The following is an 11,469-nucleotide window of genomic DNA, read 5'->3' as shown; positions in this document are numbered from 1 at the left end:
GGTAAAGCTTAGGTCTCGAATGCCTGGCATGTTCGCTGCGCGTTATCAATTGAAGCTTCGCCCGGCGTTAGCGCAATGGTTGCTGCGGGAGAAAATCGCCGTCTGCTTTCTTTCTGATCTAAATCAAACAGGCATTGGCCGATTACGTAGACATTGAGAGTCAGCGTTAACGCCGCCGTATCTGCGGTCGGCACCCACGCTTTCGTTTCCGGCTGGATGTTGCGGTCCGGGAACACTGCCCTTGCAAGGGCGAGTGTCGGGTTCTTGTTTTGTCGTGGTGGGCCGCAAACCCCATGTTCGCGGTTCACCTTATTCGCCAAGAGGAGAAATGAAATGGCCAGCTCCGTGAAAAAAATGCCGACGCAAACCGAAAAAAAAACCGCTGTGCAGCCAATGTCGACCGAGCTGTGGCGTCCCTTTGAAAACCTTCGCCAACAGATCGATCACGTGTTCGAAGACTTCAGCCGCGGTACAGGGCTGTCGCTATTCGGTCGCGGACTGTTTGATGTCGAGCCGCTCTGGCGCAAGGAACTGACAGGCTATGCCGTGCCTGCCGTGGACATCACCGAGAAAGACAAGAGCTTCGAAATCACTGCCGAACTGCCTGGCATGGATCAGAAGAACATCGAGCTCAAACTGTCCAACGGTTGCCTGATCATTAAAGGAGAAAAGAAAGAGGACAAGGAAGAAAAGAGAAAGGGCTATCACCTCAGCGAGCGTCACTATGGCTCCTTCGAACGGGTGTTCAACCTGCCCCAAGGGGTCGATGCCGAGAAGATCGAAGCAAGCTTCAGCAAAGGCGTATTGAGCATCTCGCTGCCGAAAAAAACCGAAGCCATGAAAGCGGACAAAGTCGTGCCGATCAAAGCCGACTGACCACTGGCCCGGCCCCTTGCCGGGCAACCGGCAGGGGGCTTTTTTCTGAGAGGGACCGGATCCGCCTATAGGGGGATGACGTTCATGAACACACCTTCCCAAAACATGCTGGACCACCTGTATGGCACGCATACCCACATAGACGAGGCCTCGATCGTTCCGCTCTTGCGTCAATACGCCGAACCCCTGCCGGAACTGAACTCTCCAGCCTTGGGTGAGATGTTCGACCGCTACGCGGATGCACGCGTGGTGATGATCGGGGAAGCCAGCCATGGCACCAGTGATTTCTATCGGACCCGGGCGGCGATTACCCAACGGCTGATCGAGCAGCACGGGTTCAATATCGTGGCCGTTGAAGCAGACTGGCCAGACGCCGGTCATGTGGACCGTTATGCCCGGGGGCTGGCGCGCTCGGCCTGGGCACGACACATTTTCAGCCGGTTCCCGACCTGGATGTGGCGCAACACCGATGTGAGAGCGTTCACCCACTGGCTGCATCAGTACAACCACCAACACGAGGCTGAACATCGCGTCGAGTTTCGCGGTCTGGACGTTTACAGTTTGCGCAATTCCATCCACGAGGTGCTGAGCTATCTGGACCGTGTCGACCCGCAGCTGGCACACGAAGCACGGCGTCGTTATGGCTGTTTAACCCCGTGGCAGGATGATCCTGCGCTGTACGGCCACTTTGTCGAACGCGACGGCATCATGCCCTGCGAACATGCGGTGGTCGAACAGCTCAATGCCATGCTGGCCGAGCAACTGGCCGGGGCGATCAAGGATGATGAAGCGTTCTTCGATGCGACCCAGAACGCCCGGGTCATCCAGGCGGCGGAACAATATTACCGAGCGATTTATCGAGGTTCGACGGCCTCCTGGAACCTGCGCGACAGGCACATGTTCGACACATTACGTGCGCTGCTCGAACACCGTGGCCCGCAAGCCAGGGCCGTGGTGTGGGCGCACAACTCCCATATCGGCAATGCGGCCGCCACGGAAATGGGCTGGAAGGGTCAGTTCAATATCGGTCAGCTGTGCCGCCATGCCTATGGGCGCGATGTGGTGCTGATCGGCATGAGCACCGACCGTGGCCAAGTGGCCGCGGCCGATGACTGGGATGGCGAGATGCTTATCAAGGATATCCGGCCGTCCCGGCCAGACAGTTGGGAGCGCCAGTTCCTCAACGCCGGCGTCCCGGCTTCATTGACCGACTGGCGGGATCCGCAGCGAAAAGAGCTACGCCAGGCCCTGTCCAAACCGCTGCTGGAGCGGGCCATCGGTGTGATCTATCGACCCGCCAGCGAGCGCAGCAGCCACTACTTCGAGTCAGTGCTGACCGAACAATTCGACGCCATGGTCTGGATTGAACAGACGCAACCGGTCACCGCGTTGCCCCTGCCGAAAAGCCAGGCGCTGGAACCGGAAGACGAAACCTTTCCATTTGGCGTATGACAGGCCAGACGGTGGTTGTCCGCGCCGGATGACTACCGTCGCAAATACGTCTCGAACCAGTCGCCGGCCAGTCTGGCGACTTCTTCGAGGGTTCCCGGTTCTTCAAAAAGATGTGTCGCGCCCGCCACCACTTCCAGGCGCTGTTCGCACTGCAGGGCGCGACCACTTTGCACATTGAGATCGAGCACCACCGGATCCAGCTCACCGACAATCTGCAAGGTCGGCGCCTTCACGCGAGGCAGCGCCGCACCCGCAAGATCGGTCCGCCCTCCCCGACTCACCACCGCATGCACCACGTCCACCCGCTCGGCCGCGGCCAATAGTGCCGCCGCAGCACCGGTGCTTGCGCCGAACAATCCGATCGGTAGTGGTTGCAGTTCGGCGTCCCGACCAATCCAGTCGATCACCTTCACCAGTCGGTTGGACAGCAGCGCAATATTGAAACGCAACTCCCGGGTCTGGTTGTCCAGGTACTGCTCCGGCTCCGTGAGCAGATCGAACAGCAACGTGCCCAACCCCCGCTGAGCCAGAGACAGCGCAACTTGTTGATTACGCGGGCTTGAACGACCACTGCCGCTGCCATGAACGAACACCACCAGACCACCAGCGTGCGCCGGCAGACGCAGGTCGGCAGACAGCTCCACGTTCCCCAGGTCCAGCTTTCGATAGCGAAGCTCAAACATTGGAGTTCTCCTGACCGGAAACACGCGTACCGGATGCTCTGCGCCAGCGCGTTGCAAAAGATCGGGCTCAATGATGACCCGAACCTAGACCGCCAGAACGCTGCAGGGCACCTGATACAGAATATGCTCGGTCGTGCTGCCGATAAGCTTATGCAGCCCACGGGACTGGACCCTGCCCATCACGATCACATCCACTTGATGCTCGTTGGCAAACTCACTCAGCGCCGAGACCGGTTGCCCCTTTACGAAATGTCGACGGTCAGAAGGCACACCGTAGCGCTCAGCCCATTCAAGAAAAGATTTTTCCAGGTCCCTGCGCAATTCCCGGGTAAGCTCTGACAGCGTCAGACCGCCACCCAGATCAGCCAGCCAGGCTACCGAAATGTCACATGCATACAGCAGATGCAGCTCGGCGTCACACTGCAGGGCGAGGCCGAGAGCCTGTTGGATGATCCGGTCGTTCAGCTCGCTGTCTGAATCGGTACCCGAAGCATCAACCGCCGCCACTACCTTGCGCGGCAAGGCATGGCCACTGCCCCCCACCAGATAGACCGGCACCGGACAGTGACGCAACAAGTGCCAATCCATAGGGGTGATGAACGCGCGTTTGAGCACAGGTTCATGCTGTACTTCCTTGATCAGCAGATCGGGCTGCATTTCCGTGACGTGCTGAAGGATTTCCTGCTGCACGTCATCGGCCCACGCCACCTCGGTTGTCACATTGATACCCTTGCGATGGATATTTTTTGCCCGGTCCTTGAGCCAATCGCGATGGTCCTGCAGGTAACTCTCCCGAGCCTTATGCCGGTCGCCTTGTTCGAGCAGTGAGAGAACATCCAGCGATGGTAATAACGCCGCAATGTGTAAACTCGCCCCGGTGACCTTGGCCAGCTCAGTAGCATGGTGTATCGCAGGAGAATGGCGCAGGACCGGGTTGATGATCAGCAATAATCGTTGATACTGGCTCATGATCCGACTCCAGAAAGGTTGGGCTTCGACGCCTGCCGATGCCCCTTGCCGATGGTCAGTCGTCGCGTCCTCGCTGGGTTGAGCACCAGCGTTGACCCAGACTCCTCCCTTGGAATCTCCTTGGCGTTGATCCATATCAAACCCTTGTAAAGGATTTTCAAGATGTCCAGCGCCACTGCAGAACCTCGGGCATATCCTGCCCATGCTCGATGATGTAGAGCTTGTGTTTCTCCATCGTTTCCCAATACCGCGCCGTGGCTGTTGCAACCAGGCCTTGCAGGCGGGGAACCCGTTGAATGACGTCCAGTGCCAGCTGATAACGATCAAGGTTATTGATCACCACCATGTCGAACGGTGTCGTGGTGGCGCCCTCCTCCTTGAATCCTCGGACATGAAAGTTAGCGTGGTTATTTCGTTTGTAGACCAGTTTGTGAATGAGCGCCGGATATCCGTGGTACGCGAAAATCACTGGTTTATCGACGGTGAACAGTTCATCGAACGCTCGGTCCTGGAGCCCATGAGGATGCTGAAATGAAGGCTGCAACACCATCAAGTCCACGACGTTGACAACCCGAATCCGGATATCCGGCACGTACTCGCGCAGCAATGTCACGGCGGCGAGTGTTTCCAGCGTCGGAACATCCCCCGCGCACGCCATCACCACGTCCGGGTCCTCATCGTTATGGCAGGCCCAGTCCCAACGGCCAATCCCGGCCATACAGTGACGAATGGCCGAATCGATATCCAGCCACTGCCATTCGGGCTGTTTGCCGGCGACAATGACATTGATGTAGCCGCGACTTCTCAAGCAATGGTCAGTCACTGACAGCAGGCAATTGGCATCAGGGGGCAGATAGATCCGAACCACGTCGGATTTCTTGTTCGCAACATGGTCGATGAACCCTGGATCCTGATGGGAAAAACCATTGTGGTCCTGTCGCCAGACATGGGACGTGAGCAAATAGTTGAGTGAGGCAATCGGTTTGCGCCATGGGACTTCAGCGGCGATTTTCAGCCATTTGGCATGCTGATTGAACATCGAATCAATGATGTGAATGAAAGCTTCATAGCAGGAAAACAGCCCGTGACGACCGGTCAACAAATAGCCTTCCAGCCAGCCCTCACACACCTGTTCACTGAGAATTTCCATCACCCGACCGTCAGCGGTCAGATTGACATCTTCACTTTCCCGGGCGCCCATCCATTCTTTTGCGCTGACCTCATAGATGGCATCGAGACGGTTGGAGGCGGTTTCGTCCGGACCAAAGACGCGAAAATTGCGCTGTTGCAGGTTGTTCTTCATGACATCCCTGAGCCAACCGCCTAATACCCGGGTTGCCTCCGCACGCAGGCAACCCGGTGCGGGGAGTTCCACTGCGTAATCGGCAAACCTGGGGAGGTCCAGCGGCTGCAACAGCAGACCACCGTTGCCATGGGGGTTAGCGCCCATACGCCGATGCCCGGTTGGCGCCAGCGCAGCAATGGTGGGGAGCAAAGCGCCATTGGCGTCGAACAGCTCCTGAGGCCGGTAGCTGTTGAGCCATTGTTCCAACTGCAACAGGTGAAACGGTTGCTGGAAGTCGCCGAGGGGTACCTGATGCGCACGCCAGGTACCTTCAACCTGTTTGCCATCAACGAATTTCGGGCCCGTCCAGCCCTTTGGCGTACGCAGTATCAGCATCGGCCAAAGTGGACGCTCCAGCTCATGGGTCTGTGAACGGTTTCGCGCGACGCGCTGAATCTCGCGAATCTCCAACAGCATCGTATCCAGGGTTTTGGCCAGCAGTTGATGGACCTGCTCGGGATCGTCTCCCTCGACAAAATACGGGTCGTACCCATAACCATACATCAGCGCCGACAGCTCATCTTCGCTGATTCTGGACAGCACCGTCGGATTGGCGATCTTGTAACCGTTAAGATGGAGAATGGGCAGCACGGCCCCATCACGTTCCGGATTGAGAAATTTGTTGGAGTGCCAGCTGGCGGCCAATGTGCCTGTTTCGGCCTCGCCGTCGCCGATCACACAGGCAACGATCAGATCCGGGTTATCGAACGCCGCCCCATAGGCATGGGCCAATGAATATCCCAGCTCACCACCTTCGTGTATCGACCCGGGAATCTGCGCCGATACGTGGCTGGAGAGCCCGTAAGGCCAGGAAAACTGCCGAAAGAGCCGGGTCAGCCCATTCACGTTCTGCTCCACGGAAGGATCGAATTGCGTGTAAGTCCCTTCCAGGTAGCTCTGGGCAACAATCGCCGGACCACCATGGCCAGGACCGGTGATGAAGAGCATGTTCAGGTCATAGGTTTTGATCAGCCGATTGAGGTGAACGTAAATCAGGTTCAGCCCCGGTGTCGTACCCCAATGGCCCAGCAGCCGCGGCTTTATGTGCTCCAGTTTGAGGGGCGTACACAGCAATGGGTTTTCCTTGAGATAAATCTGGCCCACGGCCAGGTAATTGGAAGCCCGCCAGTAGGCATCGATACCTTTCAACTGCTCAGCACTCAGAAAATCACTCATGAAATCCTCCAGAATAGATCCGGAACCTTGGCTACCGGGCAACGGTCCCCCGATCAGAGGTGTTCAAAGTCATTGATTGCGTGGACTGTTTTGCCGCACGCGTCCCTGAACAGTTTCAGGGAATTGGCAACAGCCGACCTGANACAGTTTCAGGGAATTGGCAACAGCCGACCTGACCCACTGCTTAGCTTCATGGCATGACTCATATACGACGAATCGCTTATACAGGGCGATCGGGATATTTCGCCTTGTTATCGGGTAAACCATCATGCTCCTGACGGGTGTGCTGATGGTCACAGCAACTGCCATGTTCACCACGTTCACCGTGTTCATGTCCGCCATGCCCATGCCCACGATGCATGAAAAAATGCATCAGTGGACAGGCCAGTAGTAGCAGGAATGGCAGATACGGAATGACGTGGGCCCTGTGCTCGGTGAATAGGAAATAACCAACGATGGCAAGGAAGCCTAAAAAGTACCCGTTGGTGCCCCTTGCGCGGTGTTGGGGCAAGTTATGTTGATTCATGACAGTACTCCTTGGAGGTCGGATTAAGTGTCAAGGCAGTTTCTTCCTTTTGAGTTGGCGATGAGCCTCGGCCATGTCCTTATCGAATTGGCGGACTCCGCGAAAAAGTTGCACCCCGACCAAGACCGGGCACACGAGGAAAATCGCGGCGATGGCCAACGATTTGCCCGTCAGCCCCAACAGGTAAACCACCGTTGCGATACCCACAACACTCACCAGGAGGCAGATAATCAGAACTTCGCGCTTCATGATTTGGCCTCCTGACTTAAGCCAATACGGGCACGTTTCAGCAACGCGGAGTTGGCGATCACAGACAATGAACTCAGTGCCATGGCGGCGGCAGCGATGATGGGGTTAAGCAGTCCAAAGGCCGCGATTGGAATGCCGATACTGTTGTAGATGAATGCCCAGAACAGGTTTTGTTTAATCTTGACCATGGTTGCGCGTGACAGCTTGATCGCGGTCACCACGTCACGCACATCGTTCTTGAGCAGGATGATGCCGCCGGTTTCCTTGGCGACATCGGAACCCGAGCCGATGGCGATGCCGATGTCCGCGGTGGCCAGGGCAGGCGCATCGTTGACACCATCACCCACCATGGCCACGACCTGCCCTTCGCTTTGCAATTGACGGATCACTGCGACCTTGTCGTTCGGTAAAACCTCGGCAATCACTCGCTCGATGCCCACCTGGCGTGCGACCGCTTCGGCGGTACGGTGGTTGTCACCGCTCAGCAGCACAATCTTGATGCCGCTGGCCTGCAACGCCGCAACGGCCTCGGCCGCTTCAGGTTTTATGGTATCGGCCACAGCAATCACACCGAGCAAACGGTCATCGACTCCGACCAGCATGGCGGTCTTGCCATCAGCCTCCAGACGGATGAGGTGCTCCTCGGCAGCCTCGGTCGAAATGCCTTGGCGGGCGAATAAACGCCGGTTGCCCAGCCAGAGGGTGCGATCATCGACCTTGCCTTCGATGCCGTGACCGGCGATCCCATTGATGTCGCTCGCTTTCGGCAGGCTGATATCGCGATGCCGGGCGGCGCGCACTATCGCGGCACCAAGCGGATGTTCCGAACCGGACTCCACGGCGGCGGCGAGCATCAACACCTCGTGTTCCGACGCGGTGCCTAGCGAAATCACATCGGTTACATTGGGTTCGCCCCGGGTAATCGTGCCGGTTTTGTCGAACACCACCGTACTCAGTTTTTCTGCCCGCTCCAGCACTTCGCCGCCGCGAATGAGGATGCCGTTATCGGCCCCCTTGCCAACACCGACCATTAACGCGGCGGGCGTCGCCACGCCCAGGGCGCAGGGGCAGGAAATGATCAGCACCGCGATAAAGGCCAACAACCCCTGCGCAAAACTCCCCGCAACAGACCAGCCGATCAGGGCCAGTATCGCGACCGCCACCACCGCCGGCACAAAGTAGCCCGTGACCTGATCGGCCAACCGCTGGATCTGTGCCGTGCTGGTCTGTGCCTCCTCAACCATCTTGATGATCTGCGCCAGTGCGGTATCGGCACCGATCCTGCTCGCCTTGAAAGTGAGCACCCCACTGCCATTGAGCGTCCCTCCGATCACCGGACTGCCCGGGTGTTTGTCGACCGGCATCGACTCACCGGTCAGCATGGACTCATCCACCGTTGACTGACCTTCACTGACATCGCCATCGGTGGGGATTTTCTCGCCAGGCTTGACCACCAGAAACTCCCCGGCCATGACGTTTTCAGCGGGCAAGTCGACCTCTTGCCCGTCACGAATCACATGCGCGATCGCAGGCTTGAGATCAAGTAAGCGCCGTACCGCCGCTGAGGATTTTCTCTTGATGATCTCCTCCATGTACCTGCCAAGCAGTACGAAGGCGATGATCACCGCCGACACCTCGAAATAGACGTCGCGCTCGGCCACCTTGACCGGCAGCACGTCCGGGAAGAACAACACCGCGACACTATAGAAATAGGCGACCGACGTGCCGAGGGCGATCAGAAAATCCATGTTGATGCTACGGGTGCGAATGGCGTTCCACGCCCCCTTGTAGAAACTCCAGCCACCGATGAACTGCACCGGCGTTACCAGCAGAAATAGCCAGATACCCCACGTGAACCAAGGGAGCGCCGGGATCGGCACCCACGTCAGCAAGGTGGCACCCGCGGCCAGCGCGATGAAGGCGCCCGCACGCAGCAGTGCCAAGGCCAGTACACCGGTCAGGGCGATAGTCACGCGGGTTTTCATCGCCTTCAGTTCATTTTCTGGCGACTCGAAGATGCGCAGGCAACTATCGCTGCAAAAGTAATAGGTGCGCCCGCCACGTTCTCGTGACAACGCCATGGTCGTATCAACCATCATCCCGCAGATCGGATCTTTCGCCATTTTCCCTGATGCAAGCGCCTGCTGGTGCTGGCTGTGCTGCATGTGTGATTCGCTCATCGCGGCCTCCTGCTCGAAGCGGTTATCAAGGCCTGCCATGGAGCTTGGCGGACAGCCACGCAAACAAGGTACCGACCACCGCGCCCCATACACTCAAGACCAGCAGTGGTCCGACGAAAGTCGTCACACTGTAGTCTTGCGGAGCTTGAAGACGACCGAAGTCGAGTCCATGAAACAAGGCGTTGAGAAAGGCAATACCCTGCGCCGGCCATAGCGCATAGAGCAACGCACAGATGGTGTAGGAAATGGCCATGGTCAAGGCCAGAGAAATGCCGGTTTTCCAGGGAGCGTTCATGGTTGTTTTCCTGAGCTTGGAGGGACACCAGTAGGCGTGTTGGGGCTGTGGGGGGTTGACCAGGGCAGGAATGCCGGAGTCTGTTCACAGTAAGTTCGGTAGGCATCACCGAAGTGCACAAGCATCTCCCGCTCTTCGCGCTTCGCCAGCCTGGCGTAGACCAACAGGAGAATTGGAAACATTGCCAGGGTGATCAATGTCGGCCATTGCAGCAAAAAGCCAAACATGATCAGCACGAAGCCGACGTACTGCGGGTGACGGATCCGGGCATAGGGTCCGTCGAGTGCCAGTTGGCCAGTGCTTTGGGCCTTGTAGAGCACACGCCAGGCGGCCGCTAATAACCAGAAGCCGCCGGCGATCAGCAGGTTGCTGACAATGTGGAATGGACCCCAGTGTGGATTGACCTCCCACCCCATCACTGTTTCGAGCAAATGCCCAGCGTCGTGCGAGAGGAAGTCGATGCCTGGGAAGTAACGAGTGAGCCAGGGCATCAACAGGTAGATCGTCAGCGGGAAACCGTACATCTCGGTAAACAGCGCCACCAGGAATGCCGAGAACATACCGAATGAGCGCCAATCGCGGCTCGTCCTGGGCCGGGTGAAGCTGAAGGCGAACAAGATAAACACCAATGAGTTGATGATAACCAGCGACCAGAGACCGTAGGCCGATTCAGTATGGTTCATGGTGGGTGCTCCTTAACAACACACACATCGGACGGGTGCGGTCTGCAGTCACCAGAACCAGGTAATTTGCAGCAGCGCTACCGCACATTTATTGTTTCATTGGCATTTCCATCATGGACGACTGCTGCTCCATCATTTGCATCATCATGCCCATCATCCCTTTGCCTGCGCCGTCCTTGGCACCAGGCATACCCATGCAACCCATTGCACTCTGCTCGTTGCTCATCATGGCCATGCTGTCCTTCATCGCTTTCATGCCTTCTTGCAAGGCGGACTGGCGCTCGGCGGGAGTTTTAGCCGCTGCCGCTTTGTCATGTGCAGCCTGCATTTTCTCCATTTGCTCGGTCATGGCTTTAGTCACGGCCGTCGACGTTGGGGCTGTACTCACGGTTGAGTCGGCCGGCGCGTCGGCCGGGTGATGCGCATCTTCGGCAGAGGCCATGAATGCACCGCTAGCCAAGACGGCAGCCAGAACGAATTTGGAATGCTTATGCATGATGAACTCCTGAGATGGTGAGGGGATAAGCAGGAATAACTGAGGCGCGAAAAAGCGGCGCAGCAGGACGGAGCAACCAGTGCTCTGCCACTCTGAGATAGGGGTTAATCGTTGAAACGGACGAAAGTCAGCCGTAACGGGCTTTCCGGCGGCGCGGGACGTTTCAGTACAAGAGTGGCGAGAGAGGATTTTTGCTCAGGATCAAGCACCATAATCAGGACTGCCGCAGTGAGCAGTAACAGGGCGGCCCAGTGGACAGGATCCGCTGCTGGCGTCTGCAATGCAGGTTTTATCGCCGTGACAGTGTCCTCACAGCTTTGAAGGCAACCACTGGTATGGAGAGCATGCCCATCCACCACGTACTGCTCGGCATGGTGTGGCCCGGCTATATTGTGATTCGGTTGCACCAAACAACCCTGGATTGCCATCACGGCCACAGTTAACACCCATACCACGAGGGTGAGGTGCAATAGGCTTCGACGGTAACGGCGGAACCAGTACATGAAGTACAACCTCGACTTATTACGTCGTATTGATTT

The 11,469-nt window shown here is 57.4% G+C and carries 13 protein-coding genes; 2 read left to right on the top strand and 11 right to left on the bottom strand.

Annotation, left to right across the window (positions count from 1 at the left end; translation table 11 throughout):
• Positions 1 to 8: 8 nt before the first annotated feature.
• Positions 9 to 308: a hypothetical protein gene (locus tag HCU66_RS21785; protein ID WP_205890517.1), complete on the bottom strand. Its 300-nt coding sequence runs from the start codon at positions 306 to 308 to the stop codon at positions 9 to 11.
• A gap of 25 nt (positions 309 to 333) precedes the next feature.
• Between HCU66_RS21785 and HCU66_RS21780 the strand changes: the two genes are divergently transcribed.
• The gene (locus HCU66_RS21780) at positions 334 to 876 is read left to right on the top strand and encodes an Hsp20/alpha crystallin family protein (protein WP_205890516.1); all 543 of its coding nucleotides are present in this window, start codon (positions 334 to 336) and stop codon (positions 874 to 876) included.
• Between the two features lie 84 nt (positions 877 to 960).
• Positions 961 to 2,328, top strand: a complete 1,368-nt coding sequence (locus HCU66_RS21775; RefSeq protein ID WP_205890515.1) for an erythromycin esterase family protein — start codon at positions 961 to 963, stop codon at positions 2,326 to 2,328.
• Positions 2,329 to 2,360: 32 nt separating this feature from the next.
• Here HCU66_RS21775 and HCU66_RS21770 read toward each other — a convergent pair whose 3' ends face one another.
• The 10 genes from HCU66_RS21770 to HCU66_RS21725 all read right to left on the bottom strand — a co-directional run.
• Positions 2,361 to 3,011 carry a dienelactone hydrolase family protein gene (locus HCU66_RS21770; protein WP_205890514.1) on the bottom strand — a complete coding sequence of 217 codons (651 nt, stop codon included), beginning with the start codon at positions 3,009 to 3,011 and terminating at the stop codon, positions 2,361 to 2,363.
• An 84-nt stretch (positions 3,012 to 3,095) separates the two neighbouring features.
• The gene (locus HCU66_RS21765; protein WP_205890513.1) at positions 3,096 to 3,980 is read right to left on the bottom strand and encodes a universal stress protein; all 885 of its coding nucleotides are present in this window, start codon (positions 3,978 to 3,980) and stop codon (positions 3,096 to 3,098) included.
• A 157-nt stretch (positions 3,981 to 4,137) separates the two neighbouring features.
• Positions 4,138 to 6,501, bottom strand: a complete 2,364-nt coding sequence (locus HCU66_RS21760; protein ID WP_205890512.1) for a phosphoketolase family protein — start codon at positions 6,499 to 6,501, stop codon at positions 4,138 to 4,140.
• 220 nt (positions 6,502 to 6,721) lie between these two features.
• Positions 6,722 to 7,027 (bottom strand): DUF2933 domain-containing protein, encoded by a 306-nt coding sequence (locus HCU66_RS21755; protein WP_205890511.1) that lies wholly within the window; start codon positions 7,025 to 7,027, stop codon positions 6,722 to 6,724.
• Between the two features lie 30 nt (positions 7,028 to 7,057).
• Positions 7,058 to 7,276: a hypothetical protein gene (locus tag HCU66_RS21750; protein WP_205890510.1), complete on the bottom strand. Its 219-nt coding sequence runs from the start codon at positions 7,274 to 7,276 to the stop codon at positions 7,058 to 7,060.
• Positions 7,273 to 9,456: a heavy metal translocating P-type ATPase gene (locus HCU66_RS21745; RefSeq protein WP_205890509.1), complete on the bottom strand. Its 2,184-nt coding sequence runs from the start codon at positions 9,454 to 9,456 to the stop codon at positions 7,273 to 7,275. Before HCU66_RS21745 ends, HCU66_RS21750 begins: the two co-directional genes overlap by 4 nt.
• Positions 9,457 to 9,481: 25 nt before the next feature.
• Positions 9,482 to 9,751 carry a DUF5676 family membrane protein gene (locus HCU66_RS21740; protein ID WP_205890508.1) on the bottom strand — a complete coding sequence of 90 codons (270 nt, stop codon included), beginning with the start codon at positions 9,749 to 9,751 and terminating at the stop codon, positions 9,482 to 9,484.
• On the bottom strand, positions 9,748 to 10,434 hold the full coding sequence (locus HCU66_RS21735; RefSeq protein WP_205890507.1) for a methyltransferase family protein: 687 nt from the start codon (positions 10,432 to 10,434) through the stop codon (positions 9,748 to 9,750). Before HCU66_RS21735 ends, HCU66_RS21740 begins: the two co-directional genes overlap by 4 nt.
• A gap of 88 nt (positions 10,435 to 10,522) precedes the next feature.
• Positions 10,523 to 10,930, bottom strand: coding sequence for a hypothetical protein (locus HCU66_RS21730; RefSeq protein WP_205890506.1), 408 nt, complete (start codon positions 10,928 to 10,930; stop codon positions 10,523 to 10,525).
• A gap of 104 nt (positions 10,931 to 11,034) precedes the next feature.
• Positions 11,035 to 11,469 (bottom strand): hypothetical protein (locus tag HCU66_RS21725; RefSeq protein WP_241015614.1); only part of this gene is annotated, 435 nt, incomplete at its 5' end.

Source organism: Pseudomonas frederiksbergensis (assembly GCF_017114915.1).
In the GTDB taxonomy this organism is placed as follows: Bacteria; Pseudomonadota; Gammaproteobacteria; order Pseudomonadales; family Pseudomonadaceae; genus Aquipseudomonas; species Aquipseudomonas frederiksbergensis_I.
This window is presented reverse-complemented; position numbering and strand designations above follow the sequence as displayed.

Bases quoted from the DNA above. Each gene is read 5' to 3' on its own strand.
- HCU66_RS21770 (WP_205890514.1), bottom strand. From the start codon at position 3,011: ATGTTTGAGCTTCGCTATCGAAAGCTGGACCTGGGGAACGTGGAGCTG.
- HCU66_RS21755 (WP_205890511.1), bottom strand. From the start codon at position 7,027: ATGAATCAACATAACTTGCCCCAACACCGCGCAAGGGGCACCAACGGG.
- HCU66_RS21730 (WP_205890506.1), bottom strand. From the start codon at position 10,930: ATGCATAAGCATTCCAAATTCGTTCTGGCTGCCGTCTTGGCTAGCGGT.
- HCU66_RS21780 (WP_205890516.1), top strand. From the start codon at position 334: ATGGCCAGCTCCGTGAAAAAAATGCCGACGCAAACCGAAAAAAAAACC.
- HCU66_RS21740 (WP_205890508.1), bottom strand. From the start codon at position 9,751: ATGAACGCTCCCTGGAAAACCGGCATTTCTCTGGCCTTGACCATGGCC.
- HCU66_RS21765 (WP_205890513.1), bottom strand. From the start codon at position 3,980: ATGAGCCAGTATCAACGATTATTGCTGATCATCAACCCGGTCCTGCGC.
- HCU66_RS21745 (WP_205890509.1), bottom strand. From the start codon at position 9,456: ATGAGCGAATCACACATGCAGCACAGCCAGCACCAGCAGGCGCTTGCA.
- HCU66_RS21760 (WP_205890512.1), bottom strand. From the start codon at position 6,501: ATGAGTGATTTTCTGAGTGCTGAGCAGTTGAAAGGTATCGATGCCTAC.
- HCU66_RS21750 (WP_205890510.1), bottom strand. From the start codon at position 7,276: ATGAAGCGCGAAGTTCTGATTATCTGCCTCCTGGTGAGTGTTGTGGGT.
- HCU66_RS21735 (WP_205890507.1), bottom strand. From the start codon at position 10,434: ATGAACCATACTGAATCGGCCTACGGTCTCTGGTCGCTGGTTATCATC.
- HCU66_RS21775 (WP_205890515.1), top strand. From the start codon at position 961: ATGAACACACCTTCCCAAAACATGCTGGACCACCTGTATGGCACGCAT.